17 protein-coding genes are annotated in these 16,043 nt (G+C 65.0%); 5 read left to right on the top strand and 12 right to left on the bottom strand.

Features of this window, described 5'->3' with window-relative positions; all coding sequences use genetic code 11:
* The first annotated feature begins 46 nt into the window (after positions 1 to 46).
* Genes ACZ881_RS17980 through ACZ881_RS17970 form a run of 3 tightly spaced genes read left to right on the top strand, consistent with a single transcriptional unit; the run spans position 47 to position 1,962 of the window.
* The gene (locus ACZ881_RS17980) at positions 47 to 682 is read left to right on the top strand and encodes a hypothetical protein (RefSeq protein WP_476117457.1); all 636 of its coding nucleotides are present in this window, start codon (positions 47 to 49) and stop codon (positions 680 to 682) included.
* Complete coding sequence (locus ACZ881_RS17975) at positions 669 to 1,304, top strand: hypothetical protein (protein WP_476117455.1); 636 nt, start codon at positions 669 to 671, stop codon at positions 1,302 to 1,304. The genes ACZ881_RS17980 and ACZ881_RS17975 overlap by 14 nt, the downstream gene beginning before the upstream one ends.
* 58 nt (positions 1,305 to 1,362) lie before the next feature.
* A complete protein-coding gene (locus tag ACZ881_RS17970) occupies positions 1,363 to 1,962 on the top strand; it encodes a hypothetical protein (protein WP_091464502.1) in 600 nt (199 codons plus the stop codon).
* Between the two features lie 121 nt (positions 1,963 to 2,083).
* Here ACZ881_RS17970 and ACZ881_RS17965 read toward each other — a convergent pair whose 3' ends face one another.
* Genes ACZ881_RS17965 through ACZ881_RS17955 form a run of 3 tightly spaced genes read right to left on the bottom strand, consistent with a single transcriptional unit; the run spans position 2,084 to position 4,052 of the window.
* Entirely contained in the window at positions 2,084 to 2,680 is a 597-nt protein-coding gene (locus tag ACZ881_RS17965; RefSeq protein ID WP_091464500.1) for a DUF3618 domain-containing protein, read from the bottom strand.
* Positions 2,677 to 3,108: a phage holin family protein gene (locus ACZ881_RS17960; protein ID WP_011772900.1), complete on the bottom strand. Its 432-nt coding sequence runs from the start codon at positions 3,106 to 3,108 to the stop codon at positions 2,677 to 2,679. The genes ACZ881_RS17965 and ACZ881_RS17960 overlap by 4 nt, the downstream gene beginning before the upstream one ends.
* On the bottom strand, positions 3,105 to 4,052 hold the full coding sequence (locus tag ACZ881_RS17955; protein ID WP_476117452.1) for a hypothetical protein: 948 nt from the start codon (positions 4,050 to 4,052) through the stop codon (positions 3,105 to 3,107). The genes ACZ881_RS17960 and ACZ881_RS17955 overlap by 4 nt, the downstream gene beginning before the upstream one ends.
* 183 nt (positions 4,053 to 4,235) lie before the next feature.
* Here ACZ881_RS17955 and ACZ881_RS17950 point away from each other — a divergent pair, with 183 nt between their 5' ends.
* Complete coding sequence (locus ACZ881_RS17950; RefSeq protein ID WP_476117450.1) at positions 4,236 to 5,318, top strand: FUSC family protein; 1,083 nt, start codon at positions 4,236 to 4,238, stop codon at positions 5,316 to 5,318.
* A 3-nt stretch (positions 5,319 to 5,321) separates the two neighbouring features.
* Here the strand turns inward: ACZ881_RS17950 and ACZ881_RS17945 are convergent, their stop codons facing one another.
* Complete coding sequence (locus tag ACZ881_RS17945) at positions 5,322 to 6,356, bottom strand: NAD-dependent epimerase/dehydratase family protein (RefSeq protein WP_476117448.1); 1,035 nt, start codon at positions 6,354 to 6,356, stop codon at positions 5,322 to 5,324.
* A 10-nt stretch (positions 6,357 to 6,366) separates the two neighbouring features.
* Positions 6,367 to 7,917, bottom strand: a complete 1,551-nt coding sequence (gene rfaE2 / locus ACZ881_RS17940) for a D-glycero-beta-D-manno-heptose 1-phosphate adenylyltransferase (RefSeq protein ID WP_476117446.1) — start codon at positions 7,915 to 7,917, stop codon at positions 6,367 to 6,369.
* 145 nt (positions 7,918 to 8,062) lie between these two features.
* Between rfaE2 and ACZ881_RS17935 the strand changes: the two genes are divergently transcribed.
* Positions 8,063 to 9,238 carry a glycosyltransferase family 9 protein gene (locus ACZ881_RS17935; RefSeq protein WP_476117444.1) on the top strand — a complete coding sequence of 392 codons (1,176 nt, stop codon included), beginning with the start codon at positions 8,063 to 8,065 and terminating at the stop codon, positions 9,236 to 9,238.
* Here ACZ881_RS17935 and ACZ881_RS17930 read toward each other — a convergent pair.
* The 7 genes from ACZ881_RS17930 to ACZ881_RS17900 all read right to left on the bottom strand — a co-directional run bounded on the left by ACZ881_RS17930 (position 9,204) and on the right by ACZ881_RS17900 (position 15,996).
* Complete coding sequence (locus ACZ881_RS17930; RefSeq protein WP_091464488.1) at positions 9,204 to 9,899, bottom strand: SDR family oxidoreductase; 696 nt, start codon at positions 9,897 to 9,899, stop codon at positions 9,204 to 9,206. The two genes, ACZ881_RS17935 and ACZ881_RS17930, sit on opposite strands and share 35 nt — an antisense overlap.
* 30 nt (positions 9,900 to 9,929) lie before the next feature.
* Positions 9,930 to 11,339, bottom strand: coding sequence for a PfkB family carbohydrate kinase (locus ACZ881_RS17925; protein ID WP_476117442.1), 1,410 nt, complete (start codon positions 11,337 to 11,339; stop codon positions 9,930 to 9,932).
* Complete coding sequence (locus tag ACZ881_RS17920) at positions 11,336 to 11,983, bottom strand: D-sedoheptulose-7-phosphate isomerase (RefSeq protein ID WP_476117490.1); 648 nt, start codon at positions 11,981 to 11,983, stop codon at positions 11,336 to 11,338. The genes ACZ881_RS17925 and ACZ881_RS17920 overlap by 4 nt, the downstream gene beginning before the upstream one ends.
* 62 nt (positions 11,984 to 12,045) lie before the next feature.
* Positions 12,046 to 13,314, bottom strand: coding sequence for a glycosyltransferase (locus ACZ881_RS17915; RefSeq protein WP_476117440.1), 1,269 nt, complete (start codon positions 13,312 to 13,314; stop codon positions 12,046 to 12,048).
* On the bottom strand, positions 13,311 to 14,360 hold the full coding sequence (locus tag ACZ881_RS17910) for a glycosyltransferase (RefSeq protein ID WP_476117438.1): 1,050 nt from the start codon (positions 14,358 to 14,360) through the stop codon (positions 13,311 to 13,313). Before ACZ881_RS17910 ends, ACZ881_RS17915 begins: the two co-directional genes overlap by 4 nt.
* The gene (locus tag ACZ881_RS17905; protein WP_476117436.1) at positions 14,357 to 15,445 is read right to left on the bottom strand and encodes a glycosyltransferase family 9 protein; all 1,089 of its coding nucleotides are present in this window, start codon (positions 15,443 to 15,445) and stop codon (positions 14,357 to 14,359) included. Before ACZ881_RS17905 ends, ACZ881_RS17910 begins: the two co-directional genes overlap by 4 nt.
* On the bottom strand, positions 15,442 to 15,996 hold the full coding sequence (locus tag ACZ881_RS17900; protein WP_476117434.1) for a D-glycero-alpha-D-manno-heptose-1,7-bisphosphate 7-phosphatase: 555 nt from the start codon (positions 15,994 to 15,996) through the stop codon (positions 15,442 to 15,444). Before ACZ881_RS17900 ends, ACZ881_RS17905 begins: the two co-directional genes overlap by 4 nt.
* Between the last annotated feature and the right edge of the window lie 47 nt (positions 15,997 to 16,043).

Raw genomic sequence — 16,043 nt, 5'->3', positions numbered from 1 at the left:
CGCTAAGCACCCAAGCCGTACACCGCCGTCGAGCTGAAAGCCCCTCATGAGCACTTCGAAGACCACCACCCTCACAGGCCTGCTTGACGCTGTCAACGGCCGCCCCGTTCGCCGCCATCCTGAAACCGGCGCGTACTTCGTCAAGGCCTCGGGAGGCGCCCACTTCTGGGGCCGCGCCTTGGATGCGGTGGTGTTCCTGGTTGGCTACATGGTTCTGGCCGTCATCGCTGCTGTGGTCCGTGAAGCCATGATGAACAGCGGCTCGGCGCTCGGGTACAACGACGGTTTGTGGCTGACGCTGTATGTTGTCCTGTGGTTCGTAGGTCTATTCGCTTACGGCATGATCTGGGGATCCGCGGGCAGCGTTGGCGACGCCGCGGCCGGCATGCGCTCAGTTCGGATCAAGAACGGCACGACGGCGGGAGCTTGGTTGGGCGGTTGGCGTGCCATCTGCTGGTCCTTCTTCCCGTTCTTCGTGGTGATGCTCATTGCCTCCGCACTAAGCGGCGGCGGAGACGACACTTGGGACCCGAAGTTCGCAGCTATTGACCGGCGCTCGGGAATCGCCCAAGGCCAGCCACCTGTCCCGGACCCCAAGGTGATGGCCGCAGATCAGGCAGCCGAAGCGGAGCGGCGGAACCTGCCCAACCTCTACGGCCAGCGTCCGGATGCGCGGCCGTAATTGGCTGGTTCGCCGGGTGGAGCGCAGGCTCGAGCCTGAGCTTGGCCAGCTTCGCTATGTTGCATCCTCTCGCAGGATCTTCTGGAGGGCATTGATCCCCTGCTTGGTAGTGGGCTTCGTCTTCGGGACCATTGCCGAATTCGTCAGCCCAATTCGCTCCACCAGGGAGGCCGGGCACTTCAACGATCCGGTACTGTTCGTCACCGCAAGCGTCCTCACCGGCTTGTTGCTGTGGGGCATGACTTTTCTTGGGAGCTTCCGGAAACTGCTGGTTTTTGACCGCGGGATGGTGGCCAAGTACTCCCAGAAGCAGACACAGGTGCTATTTCCCTGGAGTGACATCGCGCCCGGGAGCCTCAAAGCGCTGACCACGGCTGACGGCAGTGATCCCGACCGCCGAGTGGTGGCTCGCCAGAAGGTTTCGTTGGGTGCCGGCGGGCGCAATGCCTTGGTTTTCCAAGCCCGGGAAACCTTCTGGGTCTTCGCCTCCGACGAGGATCCGCGGCCCTTGGTCATGGCAGTCCAGGAAAGTCTTCGTCAGGCAGGAATGGCCGATGCCGTCCGCGCCACATCAGGTGCGTTGCCCGCCGTCGTACTGACCGGACGTACGGCGCTTGACTGAACAGCAGGCGAATTTTGCCCTTGCAGAGCTGCTACCAGCCGGTAGCATGTGATCAACTATGTTCACTCTCACCATCAACCAACGCGATAGCCGCCGCGACGGCGACCTCGTACCGCAGCTGCTCAAGGACCTGCGGCACATTCCCGCGAGGCTCGACTTTGACCGCTCGGTTGAGGATGAGGTGCAGGGAATCGTCGAATGCAGCCACCAAGCTGTGGAGACGGCCCTGATCGCACTCCGGACAGGCCAGTGGTACGTGGGAATCGGCGTGGGGCCCATCAATGAGCCGCTGCCCAACCTGGTCAAGGATGCCTCGGGGCATAGCCTCGTTTACGCCCGGCGGGCTGTCGATCGACTGCGTAGCGGCAAGGAACGTATTCCCGTAGCCGTTGATGGCCCCCTCCCGGCACTGGCTTCTGAAGCCGAAGCCGTGCTGCGGCTCCTCGGGCACATCGTGCTTCATAGGAGCGCGGCGGAATGGCGGGTACTGGATCTGCTTACTCCGGGTGTCCGGGGCCAACAGAAAGCCGTAGCCCAGGAGCTCGGCATTACTACCCAAGCCGTGAGCAAAGCCTTGGCACGTGCGCAGTGGGCAGAGGAACACGCCGCCCGTCCAGCCGCCGCCCGCTTGCTGCAACTGATCCTCGAAGTGCGCTGATCCAAGACCGGGCGCAGCAAACCCAGCTGAGTCGCAGTTGAGGCCGTTTTGAACGCTCAAAACGGCCTCTGCTGCGACTCAGTTGGGTCAGCGCGCACTTAGGTTGTGTCAGTGCGGCAACTTACTGGTTGCTGACGTTGTCCTTAGCCGTCTGGGCGCGGTCCTGAACGTCGGCCGCGGCTGCCTGGCCTTCATCCTTGACGTTGGCTGCGGCTTCCGTAGCGCTGTCCTTGACGTTCTGCATTGCGTCCTGTGCAGGCTCGCGCAGGTGCTCCGCAACTTCCTGGGCCGCGTGGCTCAGCTCATCGGTCAGGGGCTGGGCTGCTTCCTTGACGGCTTGGGCAGCTTCGCGCTCCTTTTCCGAGGCCGGGAACAGCGAGGACACCAGCAAGCCTGCGCCGAACGCAATAAGGCCGGCGGCGATCGGGCTGCCCTGGGCCTTCCGCGTGATCACCTGCGGGGCATCGCCGAGGTCTGAGACGGCACCGGAAACGTTGCTGGCCACGCCGGAGACCGCGTCCCCTGCCCGGTGGGCAACGTTGCCTGTAGCGTCACTGACGTCGTCGCGGGCGCCGAACACAGCGGTCTTGATCTTGTCCACCCTGCGATTCACAATGTGCGAGGGCGTGACCTTGTCAGCCACGGCATCAACATTGGTACTGAGCCGCCGGCGAGTTTCTTCGATATCGGCGCGCAGGGCGTCGGGGTTCTGCGTCATCGTGTCTCCTCAGTGTTCGGTTTCAAAGCGGGGGGTATTTCTTTGACCGTCTCAGCGGTCTGCGGCATGCCCTTGATGGTGTTAAGTTCCTTGCGGCCCTTGGCAGCCAAAACTGCTGCGACGATGCCCCAAATGACCGCGACAATAACAGCGGACCATCCCAAGCCAACAAGCTGACCCAATGCCCACCACAGGGCAATGGACAGGAACAGCACGGTGATGTGACCGGCGTATGCAGCCCCGCCCAGCATTCCCGCGCCCTTGCCGGCCTTGGTGGCGGACTCCTTCAGTTCCGCTTTAGCCAGCTCCACTTCCTGGCGCATCAACGTGGAAACGTCGCGCGTCAGGTCGCTCAGGAGCTCACCGAGGGGAAGGGTCTCCGCCTTGACGTGGGCTTCTGTGGGAGGCAGATCGGCGGGACTGCTCATCGGTGACCTCCATACTGGGGGTCATCGGGATCGAGCGGTCCTGCAAGCGGGTCGCCCTGGGCCTTGACGCCGCCGGCCTCGGTCTCCGGGTAAGGGAGCGTGGACCCGTCGTAGCCGCCCGTGGTACCCGCGTCGTAGCCGGTGGTTGCCGCGCCGGTGGTGGTGGCCGAACCGTATCCGGCAGTGGTTGCCGTCGGTCCGGGGAGGTCCACTGCCGGAGGAGTTACCGCGCCGCCCTGAGTCGGGTAGTACACGGCGCGAGGCGTTTCTGTTGTGGCCGGCGTGCCGCTTGCGGAGGCTGCATCGGAGGCGTTGCCTGCCATGCCCCTGCCGAGACGACCGGCGAGGACACCGGCTCCAGCTGCCAGCAGCAGGAAGGTTCCCGGCTTACGACGCGCGAAGCCCTTGACTTCATCCAGCAGCGAGCCGGGATCCCGGCCTTCCAACCACTGGGCAACAGAGGAGGAGCGCTGTGCTGCCTGCTGGACCAAGTCCGTGGCGACGCCACCGTTTTCAGTTGAATTGGCCATGGTGGAGAGTTCGTCGGAAATGGACCGCAAACCTTCGGCAACACGCTGCTGCTGGGCTTGGGCCTGATCGGACAGCTCACCCTTGGTCTGCGTAAGCAGTTGGCGGGCATTCACCTTGACTTCGTGGGCCACGTGCCCGGCCTCGGTCTTGGCGGTGTCCACGACTCCGCCGGCGGCGTCGCCTACGGCGCCAGCTACTCCCGCAGCTTCCTCCTTGGCGGTGTCCACCTTGCCGGACCTGTCGGAGCCGGTTCCCGAAACAGTGTGGGTTCCACTGATTCCCGTGGTTCCGGCAGTTTGAGCCTCAACATCGGCCGAGTCCAAGTAGTTTCCCGTGAACGGTTCGGTGCCTGCATGGGCACCGGTGTTTGGCGCCGCGAAGCTTCCGTCCTGCGGCGATTTGCTCTCAGTCATTATCGCTCTCTTTCCACAGTTGGCAGGCTGCGGACAGCAGCCGGGATAGTAAGTATCGTTACTATCAATGGGTGTGTACCCGCTTGCTCCGGTTCTAATCACCCCAATTTCCAAAAGATGGCGTGCCCCACTTTCACCTCTTCCCGCTCGACACGGGAGGACTTACCTGCCAACGTAGGTTTAATGAGCCAACTGCCCGCGAGGCGACGGCTGATTCCCGCGCTTCGAAAAACCGTCACCCGCCACCGACTCCTGTTCGCTGCCAAAACGGCTGTTGCAGCAGGCCTCGCCTGGTACCTTGCACCCTTTATGCCCGGCCCTGCCGCGGCCTATCCGTACTATGCCCCGCTGGGTGCCTTGGTGAGCATGCACCCCACCGTGGCCGACTCCGCCAAGCACGGACTGCAAAGCCTGGCAGGGCTGGTGTTGGGCATCGGCATGGCCTTCGCCATCACCACCGTCGCCGCACCTACTGCACTGGCTGTTGCAGTGGTGGTGGGACTTGGCGTGCTCATCGGCGGCCTTCCCCGGCTGGGCACTGCGTCCGAATGGATTCCCATGGCAGCCTTGTTCGTGCTGGTGCTGGGTGACTCGAACGCCGAAGGTTTCTCGTTCGCCTACGTCCTTCAAATGGCCTTGGGCGTCACCGTTGGATTTGCGGTGAACTGGCTAATATTTCCACCCCTGCACCTGGACGACATCGATCCCGCCATCGCCGGGCACCAAGGTGCCTTATCCCGCCAGCTCAAAGACATGGCCCGGGCCATGGAGGAGTCCTGGCCGCCCGACCACAAGGCTTGGGCAAGCCGCAGCGACGAACTCTCGCTCACCGCGGCAGCTGTGCGAACGGCGGTCCACCAAGCTGAGCTGAGCGCCAAAGCGAACCCCAGGTCCCGCCGTCGTGCGACCCGCCTGCCCAGCGACCTCGCTGGCCTGCGAACCCTTGAACGGCTCACTTTCCACGTCCAGGACATCACCGATGTCCTGGCTAGCGCCATTTGGGAAGAGGGCGCCGGGACGGTCATTCCGGATGCCGTGGTGGGTCCGCTTTCCGATGCCTTGGAGTCTGTGGCAGGCGTGGTGGATCACTGGCGGGACGCGGAGTCCGGTGAGCTTGCCAACCGTTTGGCACGGGCGAAGGACAGCATCAACGCCCTCAGCGATGCCGTGGCCGAGGCGGCTGCTGACCAATCCCCGGTGAACGCTCCGGCATCAGTGGCCATGAGCCTGCGCCGGATCCTGACGGTGGTGTTGTCGTCCGAGTGAGGGCTAGCGCGGTTTCAGCGGCGGCGAGCCCTTCCGGCCCTTTCCTGCACCGATCCCGTCCAGCATTTCCGCCAGTGACTCCAACGAGGAATGCTTGGGCGACCAACCCAGCAGTGCGTGCGCCCGGGCCGTGTCCATGATGGGCGCGTTGGCCGCCATGTCCACCCAGCCGCCGTCGGTCACCTGCAGACGGAGTCGCCAACTGACCTCGACGACGGCGCGCAGCACCGGCAGCGGGAACGGCATCACCCGCCGGGCGTTGAAAATCCACGCCAAGGCGTTGGGGTCTATGACCGGCTCGGCGGCGATGTTGAAAGCGCCTTCCGCCTTGCGCTCCAACACACGCCAGTAAGCATCAGCGACGTCGGCCGTGTGGGCGGCTTGAAACACCATCTCCTTGGGGACGGCAAGCAGCGGGAGCCACGGCTTACGCGGAACGAGTCGAGGCAGGACACGTCCCAGGAAGTAGCGGCCAACCTCACTCCCGCCACCTGCACTGAACATCAACGCGGGGCGGAGCCGGGACACCACTATGTCCGGATTCTCCTTAGCGAAACCGTCCAGGAGCCTTTCCTGTGCCGCCTTGTCCACACTGTAGTGCGAGCTGCGGATGCCATCCGTCGGCCAGTCTTCCTTGGTCCGTAGGTCCTTGGGAGCCGGCGAGTACGCCCCTACGGATGACGCGCACACGACGTGCCCCACTCCGGCTTTGCGCGCGGCGGCCAACACGTGGGCTGTTCCTGCCACATTGGTCCGGCGCAGCATCTCCCGGTCATGGTTCGGTTGGATCAGCCACGCCAGGTGAACCACGGCATCGGCTCCCGCCAAAGCTGCTTCCAGCGCGGGTTGGTCCTCGGTGTCGCTGATGTCCAGGGTGTGCCACTCCACGCCGTGATACGGAGCGGCGTCCGGATCCGGTTGCCGCCGGACGACGCCCACCAGTTCCAGATCCGCGCCTTCTTCAGATCGTGCCCTCTGGAGCCTTTTCAGCAGTTCCGTGCCGCCGTGTCCTGTTGCACCGATGATCGCAATACGCATTGCTGCTTCCTCAGGTCTGCGGGGCTTCGCCCGTGGAACGGATGCGTTCCAGGACCGCTGTAGTGGAGTGCTCGGGCACATAATCCAGGATGGTGACTGTGCCGCCGCAACGTTCCACCGCTTCAGTTTCCTGGAGCATCTCCGGCGTGTAATCGCCGCCTTTGGCATAGACGTCGGGGCGCAGGAGCTCGATGAGCGGAATGGGGGTCGGTGTATCGAACACCGTGACATGGTCCACGCAGCTCAGTGCGGCGATGACTGCCGCGCGGTCGGCCTCGTGGTTGACCGGCCGGTCCGGGCCTTTGAGCTTCCGCACGGACGAATCACTGTTCAGCGCCACCACTAATACGTCGCCCAATTGCTTGGCTTGGTTGAGGTAGCGGGTGTGACCGCGGTGCAGGACATCGAAGCACCCGTTGGTTAGCACAATCCGCTTGCCCTCGCTTCGGTGCTCTTCCACGTGCCGGGCCAACTCAGAATCCGTCAGTGCTGTATCGGCGAACCCTCGCAGATGATTTGCTAATTCGTCAGTGGTGCACACGGACGTACCTGGCCGATGCACAACAACATCGGCTGCAGCTTGAGCCAGGTCCACGCTGGTGGTCAGGGGCAATCCGGCAGCACGGGCCATAGTCAGCGCCGCCACGAAAGTATCGCCGGCACCTGAGGCTTGCTTTTCCGCTTGCGGTCGCGCCCAGGTGCGGTGGGTGGCCGGTTTCCGGGAATCGCCGCTGGGCCGGATCGTCAGTGTCCCTTCCCGGTCCAAAGTCACGACGACGGCGGCCGCACCTGAGGCGCGCAGGAGCTGGTCGGCGTGGGCTTCCACGAAGGGGCATCTGGCAGCACCGCCGGGAAACTCGGCCCCGAGCAACCTGGCCGCTTCCTGCGCATTCGGGGTAGCAAGGTCCGGTTTAAGTTGGGCCCAGCGTCCCGGATAGTGGGCGTCCACTACTACCAGGGTGTCCTGCCGGGCCTTGGCGGAGCCGGCTTCCGAGCCCTCACTTTGGGGTCCTAGATATTCGAATATGGCGTCCCGCACCGCACCTTCCAAGGCGCCGGCACCGTAGTCACAAAGCACTACGGCTGACGAGCCGGGAAGTGCTTGCGGAAGGGCAGCGGCCATCTCGCGCATGCCACTCACGGGGACCTCATGGGCGGCATCATCCAAGCGAAGCATCACCTGCCCGCCGCTGCTCACACGGAATTTTGTGGTGGTGGTCATTCCGGCATGGGACACGACGTGCGATACGTCCACTCCTGCCGATCTGAGCTGCTCCAGGAGCGTGTGGCCGCCGGAGTCCTCGCCCACCAGAGAAACGAAACGAACGTCCGCCCCCATCGCGGCGAGGTTCATCGCCGTGTTGGCGGCACCGCCCGGGGCAAAGTCCCTGCGCTGGACTTGGACCACGGGGGCTGGGGCTTCGCGGCAGAACCGCTCAATGGTTCCATCCCACCAGCCGTCAAGGATGGAATCCCCGATGACCGTCACAACAGGTCGTTCCTCGGCCAAGCGACCCGGCAACCAGTCAGCCAGACCTTCTTGATTGGATAGGCGTGCCATGGGGTACCTTCCGGTTGGGCAACAGTTTCCTGTTCCCCTCAGGTACCCCGCGGCACGCGCTTCACACGCCGGGCCAGGGAGTTTCACGGCAAAGAGCGGGCCCGGAACAGCGCAGGGCAGCGTTGGCAGCGAAAGGAAGCATCCCATGGAGAATCCGCTGATGAACGTGAACCTCGGAGTTGGACCAGTACTGCAAAAGTTCAGCGACGTGAAGCGGATAGCGGTCCTCCGGGGTGGCGGATTGGGCGACTTGATCTACACCTATCCCGCCCTTAGCGCGTTGAAGATTGCATACCCTGGTGCCACAGTCACGCTGTTGGGCACCCCGATCCACGCGGCAGTGGTGGCTGCGACGGAAGGTCCCGTGGACGACGTCGAACTGCTCCCCGTGGCGCGCGGCGTCCACGACGGTCCCCGTAATGGCGAGCGCTTTGAGGATGACGCTGAGGACGTGGCGGCACAGGAGGCCTTCTTCGGGAAAATGCGGGCCAGGGGGTTCGATATTGCGTGCCAGATGCACGGTGGCGGCCGGTTTTCCAACCCTTTCGTGCTCCGTCTGGGGGCGCGGCACACTGTAGGTACCCGCACCAAGGACGCGGAGCCGCTGGAACGCAACCTGGACTACGTCTACTACCAGAACGAGCCGGACCGGTGGCTGGAGGTGGCGGGCCTTGCGGGAGCTCCCACCATCATTTCCCCTCCCCTGCTCCCCAAGCCTGAGCATCAGCAGAACATCGTTGGACTAAGGGATCCACAGCGGGCATCGCTGGTGGTGGTCCACCCGGGTGCCACCGATCCGAGGAGGCGATGGCCGGCGTCGAACTTTGCCCAGGCCGCCGCGGGGGCAGCAGCGGAAGGAGCCCAAGTATTGATCGTGGGTGATCGTTCGGAGAAGGCACTGGCCCAGGAGGTGGCGGAACTCGCGGTTCGCCACCTCCCGGAGGCAGAGCGCCATGCTGTGCGTTCCGTGGCTGGAGAGCTGGAGATTGGAGACCTGGCCGCGCTCCTGGCGGAGGCAACAGTGATGTTGGCCAGCGACAGCGGCCCCCGGCATTTGGCCCAGGCCTTGGGGACTCCGACAGTGGGTATTTTCTGGGTGGGGAACGTCTTCAATGCAGGACCGCGCGGCCGGAGCATGCACCGCATCCATATGTCGTGGGCGACGCAGTGCCCACGATGCGGAGTGGATATCACGCAGGTGGGATGGACGGCACCGCATTGCGGCCACGACGACACCGTGGTGAGCGGCATCGCCGTGGCCGACGTTGTTCAGGACGTGCTGGACCTTACGGCCACGAGCCTTCTTCTGCGGGGCAAATAAGGAGTTCGCGGACCTCGCTGCCGAATGGCTGGGACAGGGCGAACACCACAGCCTGTGCCACGTTGGCGGGATCGTTGAGCTTGGAATCGTCCTGAGGCTTGTATTGCTCGTCCCGGTCGTCGAAGAAGTGGGTCTTCATGCCGCCCGGGATGATGGTGGTGACGCCGATGACGCCGCCGGTTTCCGCGGCCAGTGCACGGCTGAAGCCGATCACTCCGAATTTCGAGGCGCAGTACGCCGTTGCGTCCGGAAGCGCCCTGAGGCCCAGTGTGGAGGCGATGGTGATGGCCCGGCCGCGGGATCCCTTCAGGTACGGCAGCGCCGCACGGACCACGGATACCGTGCCAAGGAGGTTCACTCCGATGACCTTTTCCCATTCCTCCGCCGGGACGTCGCCCAACTTGCCGCAGCGGTCGATGCCGGCCGCCGTCACCACACCGTCCAGTCCGCCAAGAGTTTCGGCTGCCTCTTTGACGGCAGCTTCCACGGCTTCACGGTTAGAAACGTCCACTTCCAAGGCTTTGGCCCCGGACACGTTGCTGACGTCGCGGTCGAAGACGAAGGGTGTGCCGCCGGCGTCGCGGATGGCTTCCACGATCGCAGCGCCAAGGCCGGAGCCGCCTCCAGTGACGATGACGCGGCCGGGTGTTTGCGTGTTCATGCGGTTCCTCTCGGTTGATCGGTCTTGTTGTCAGCTGACCTTGGCCAGTGCTGCAGCCAGGCCGCTGGTGGAGCGTGCCGGGTGGAAGGGCACAGTGACGCACCGCCCTCCCCAACCCGCAACCAGGCGGGCTTCCGGCAATTCTTCGGGGGTGTAGTCGCCACCCTTGACCCAGATATCTGGCTGTATTTGGGTCAGGCAGGCTTCGGGAGTGTCCTCACCGAAGATCACTACCGCGTCAACGCATTCGAGTGCCAGCAGCAACTCCGCGCGGTCCTCCACGCTGACGATTGGCCGGTGTGCGCCCTTGAGCCGCCTTACCGACTCGTCGGAATTCAGGCACACGATGAGGCAATCGCCCATGCCGCGCGCAGCAGCCAACGTCCGGGCGTGGCCGGCGTGGAGGAGGTCAAAGCACCCACCGGTGGCCACCACCGTGCCTCCCCTGGCCCGCACAGCCTGAGCTAGTTGGACGCCGTCCGGGTGCAGGTCTTCGGTGTCAACCAGTTCCAAGCCCTTAAGTTCGACGACGGGACTCGCCTCAGGTGCTTCAGCCACCACCGCGAGCGCTGCCGCTCCTCCAGCAGCCAGGAAGGCCGATGCATCCTCCACTGCCTTGGTGGCTGCCTGCGCGAGGTCCAGTCCGAGCCCCAAGTGCACCGCGAGGCTTCCGGCCAGGCGGTCACCGGCTCCGCAAGGATCGCTGACGGTGGTCCTGGGCGCGGGAATGCCCTGTGCCGGGTCACCGGCTGACAGCAAGAGCGCCCCGTCCTCGCCCATGGTTACCAGAACTGCAGCACTTCCCCATTTTTCGCGCAGGTATCGGCCGGCTTCTTCGGCACCTGTGCGGGACGGCTCCAGCCCACCCGCCTTCGCGGAGGCCAGCGCCTCGGCCAGGTTGGGCGTCACGACGGCGACGCCCTCCACAGGCTCGGAACCGGCAGGATGGGGGTCCCACACCACCGGGAGGCGAAGGACGGCTTCGCTCAGGGCGGCACGGATGTCAGTGTTGGCGGTGATTCCGCGACCGTAGTCGGCCACTACAATGGCGTCTGCCATGGCAATGGCAGTGAGCATTTCCCTCGTACTGGACGGCACAGGGGCCGGCGCGCATCCTTCATCGAACCTGACCATCGGATGCGTCCCGATCCGCACACGGGTCTTTGTGGGCGTCGGGGCGAGGGGGGCTCCGGTGAGCACCGATAGTCCAGCCAGTGCGCGCCTGAGGTGGCTGGCGCCGTCGTCGTCCGATACCGCGGTGACCAGCGCGACGTCGTGACCGTCCTGCGCAAGGACGGTAGCCACCAGTCCGGCACCACCTGCACGACGCCGGACATCAGCGACGTTGACTACCGGCACCGGCGCGTCGGGGCTGAGCCGGGTGGCGGTCCCGTTGATGTCGACGTCGAGGAGGACGTCGCCCACTACCGTGATCCTCATGGTTGACCCCCTCCGGAGGTAGCCGCGCCGTACGATCCCGCCCGCCGGGCGACCTCGGCATCGAAGGCCCGGCACACGGCGTGGATGGCAATGAGGTGGCCTTCCTGGGCGTTTGCGGAGATGGCGTCAACGGTGATGGCTTGATCGCAGGCGTCAGCCAACGGATTGGGGCCGGTACCGGTGAGACCCCAGGTGATGATGCCGCGTTCCTTTGCCGCACGTGCGGCTTTGAGCAGGTTGGGGCTGCGGCCGCTGGTGGAGAGAAGAATGAGGACATCACCTGCGCGGCCATGGGCACGTACCTGTCGGGCAAAGACTTCCTCGTAACCGTAGTCGTTGGAGAGGGCGGTAACGGCGGAGGATTCTGCGTGGAGCGAGATGGCAGAGAACGGTGCGCGTTCCTCGTCGAACCTGCCCACCAGCTCGGCAGTGAGGTGCTGCGCCTCAGCCGCTGAGCCGCCATTGCCGGCAGCCAGCAGGCGTTGACCGGAGAGCAGCCGCTTGGCGAGTTCGGTCCCCCATTCGGCTAAGCGCCCCGACTGCGAGCGCAACGACTCCAGCGCGGGCAGGACGTTGTCCAGGTGGGTGGTGACCTCGGCGTGATGGGTGGAATTACCGGTGTCCGGGGACCATCGGGCCGGCAACGTGTCCGGGACGGCGGACTCATTGGCTGCGAGGCCTTTGATGGTCAGAGGGCCGTTGATAGTCACAGCGCCGTTCCTTCCAGTGGTTCCAGGCCTTCGTCGGCTTGCCGGGACAGGCCGGCCGCCAGGACGGATCGGTAGGCTTTCTCCGTGTCTGCTGCGATGCGTTCCCAGGAGTAGCGGGAGCGTGCCCGGCGTGCTCCGGCGCGGCCCATGTCGGCCCGGAGCTCCGGGTCGCCGAGCAGTTTTGCGAGAGCCTCAGCGAGGGCTTCGGGGTGGCGTGGCGGGACGTGCAGGCCGGTCTTCTGGTCGACCACCGTCTCCCGCAGTCCGCCGACGGCGGCTGCCACGACCGGCACGCCGCAAGCCATGGCCTCCAGCGGGACAATCCCGAACGGCTCGTACCAAGGCGCACAGACTACGGCGTCCGCGCTCCGGAAGATGCCGGGCATGGCGTCGCGAGGGACTTGCCCGCGCATGATCACCTTGTCCTCGACGCCGAGCTCTTTCGCCAGGGCATGGAGCCTTTGGGCCTCCGGGTCTTCCTCAAGGGTCAGGGTATCCCCGGAGCCGCCAACGATCAGGAGTTCGACGTCGGTGAAGCCCGCCTCCGCCAAGAGGGGCAGAGCCTGGATGATCAGGTCCACGCCCTTGCGTTGCACGAGGCGTCCCACGCTCAGGATCCGATGCGTGCGGGACTTGGGTTCGGCGTCGGACGTTCCGGGGAACAGAGTGAGGTCCACGCCGCAGGGTGCAATGGAGATCTTGGATCGGCTGATGCCCAAGGCTTTGAGTTCGAAGACCTCGTCGGGGCAGGTGGCAATGACCCAGTCAGCGGTGCGTCCTACCCACGGTTCCAGCCATGCCCTAGCTGGAGGGCTGGTATCGGCAGCGCCTTGGTGCCTGCGTTTTACGGAGCCGAGGGCGTGGAAGGTCTGCACCACAGGAACAGGGGCGGGACCTCCTGCTCGTCTGGATGCTTGGATGGCAGCGAGGCCGGACATCCAGAAGTGAGCGTGCATGACGTCCGGGGTTTGGCCTTCCCAATGCGCGCAGATGCCGTCTGCCAGCTCTCCCATGAAGGGCAGGAGATCGTCCTTGGGGAGGCGTCGGGCGGGACCGGCGTCCACGTGAACCACCGTGAGTCCCGGACCAACCTGCACCTTTGCGGGGAGACCGGGGCCGTCGCGGCGTGTGTACACAGTGACCTGGTGGCCGCGATCTGCCAGAGCTGACGAAAGCGCCGCCACGTGGACGTTCTGCCCACCGGCGTCAACGCCTCCCAGGGCAGCCAGCGGACTGGCGTGTTCGGAGACCATGGAGATCTTCATGGATGCGTCCTCTCTGTGTCATGGCTAGCGGAAGCTGTACCGGGTAGCGGATGGCTTCCCCGAGGCGTGCTCTTGGGGAGTTCGGCCAGGAGTTGGTCCCAGGCCCTGAGAAACTTGTCCAGTCCGTAGCGTTGCAGCGCAGCCTCGCGCGCGACGATGCCCATGGCGTGGGCGTCGTCGGGGTCGTCCAGCAGCCGCCGGGCGAACTTCTGGAGATCGCCGACGTCGTTGGAGACCAAGCCTGCGCTGTCCGGAATGGCGCGGCTCGCCTCGGTGGTGGCCAGTGCCAGGACGGGCATGCCAAGGTGCATGGCTTCCAACAGGGCCAACCCCAACGAGGTCCAGCGGAGCGGGTGAAGGTACAGGCGGCAACGGGCCAGTTCCTGGTGGAGCTTGGCGGCGGGGACATCGCCGGAGATGCGGAGCCGTTCCTCGCTGAGGCCAAAGCCTTTCAGGTTCAGTGCCTCCGGCAGAGCCTCGGTACCCATGCCGAACACCCGCAGTGGGCCCACACCGGCAAACCCCGGCAGCAGGTCCGTCCCGGTGACCCGTCCGCGCCGGACTGGCTCGTTGACCACCACGCCCATCTCTTCCCGCTCACCGGTGTACAGGTGCCCCGGGTCCGGAATACCGTGCTCGATCACCGTGGTGGTCGCCGTGCCCGTGTCCCAGAAGAGCTGGTTGAAATGGGTTACGTGCACCACCGGAATGGTGGTCTGGTCTGCCAACGGGTGCAGCGTGAACGGGACGTCGCCCTTGGGGGTATTGTGCTCGAGGTACACGGCGGGAAGGTCTACGCCCGGGCGGCGGCCGAGTGTCCGGGCCACCGCTGCGATCTCCTCGGGCCGCTGCAGGACCACGGCGTCCACACTGTCCGGATCGAGGCTTTCCAGGTTCACTTCCTGTGCGGCGGCAGGCCACTCACGGCCGCCTCGCCCCAAACCCCACGCGCCGCCGTCGGACGACTTAGGGAGCAGGTACTCATGCTTGCCGCGGACAAATGCCTCCATCCATCCCCCGTGGACGTGCCACACCAGGATCCTCATGGTTTCCAGACCTTTCGTCGCGTGGACAGGGAGGACACGCCTCCCAGGAGCCTTTCAACAGCTTCGACAACCTGCTCAGGGGTTACCGAGCTCAGGCAGGGGTGCCCGGGGACCGGACAAACGCGGGCGCGGGTGTTCTTGCAGGCCGCTTCCTGGTCTCCCAGCAGTTCCAAGGGGACGCCGTAGGGCGCCCATCGGATGGCCGGAACCACCGGGGCGAAAAGGCACACCACCGGAGTGCCCACGGCTGCCGCCAGATGGGCCGGACCGGTATTGCCGGTCACCACGACGGCGGCTCCCGCCAGTACTGCTGCGAGCGTCCTGAGGTTGGTTCCGCCGCCGAGGTTCATGGCGGAGGGGCCGGCCACTGTCGCAGTGAGTGACGTTTCGCCCGGGCCGCCTGTGACCACCACCCGGTGCCCGTACGCTTCAAGAAGTTCCACGGTGGCAGCATGGTGCAGTGCGGGCCACGCCCTGGCTGGGGCGGCGGCTCCAGGGTGGACCACAATGTAAGGGCCTTCATCAGCCAACTCGTCGGCTACCCCCTCAGGATCCGGGCCTGAGGTGATGCGCAGCTTTCCATCGTCGCCGTTCGGCAGGACATAGCCGCCGGCCTCTGCGATGGTGAGCGCCCGGACCGCTTCCGGCTGGTCCTCCGGAAAGTCTTCGCCCGGTTTGAGCCGGACGTCCAGGAGTGAGCCTGCGTAGTCCGTTGATGCGCCCGTGATCTTTTTGACACCGGCCAAGCGCAGGAGCATCGCCAGTGGAAGCGGGGACTGGTGGAAGGACGTAAGTATCACCGCTTCCTGAATCCGTGAACTGCGGACAAACTCGATGAGCCCGCTGGTCATGTCATCCGTGACTGGAGGTGCCGGGTTCACGATCCACGGGCATGTCCACGTGTGCACTTGGGTCACTCCCGGCAGCATTCCCGCAGCGCTGGCTCCCTCAGGGCCGCAGAGCAGGACCACATCGTTGGGTCGGCTGCCATCGGGCCTGCTTCCGTTCGCGACAGCGCGCAGGGCAGGTCCTGAAAGGAGGACGTCCCCCATGCTGTCCAAGCGGGCTACCAGGACACGGCTCATACAGGGGCATCCTGTTCTTCCAGTGCCCCGGAGAGCAGGAGCTCCACTGCATGAACCAGGTTCTCGGCAACACTGCCGGCGGACTCAATCTCTTCACGCCGGGTAACGCTGGTCGGCACCAGCACAGCCCTCGCACCCGCCGCGGCGGCCGCCTCCATGTCAGCCCCGATATCGCCAACGAAAGCAACCTCTTCGGGTGTGATGCCCAAAGCCCGGCAGGCCGCGAGGATCATTCCCGGCTCAGGTTTGCGGCATGCGCACCCGTCCTCCGGTCCGTGCGGACAGAATTCCCACACTTTGAACGGACCCAGCATCTGCTCCACCCGTTGATTGACGGAGTGCATTTGCTCCAACGTCAACAGCCCACGCGCCACGCCCGACTGATTGGTTACCACTCCCGTGGCCAGTCCCGCCCGGCGTACTTTTTGCAGCGCTTCAAGGGCGCCATCCATGGGCCGCACCAACTGCGGATCGCCGTTGTATGGCACGTCAACAACGAGTGTTCCATCGCGGTCAAACAGGACCGCCTTCAACGTTCCGGTTCCTCCCATACCCGCAACGTTCCCCAGTTCTCCGGACGCTAAACAGTGCGGCCTTG

This window comes from Paenarthrobacter sp. TE3676, assembly GCF_056279165.1.
Note: the sequence above shows the minus strand (reverse complement) of the source record. Positions and strands in the feature narration are given on the sequence as shown.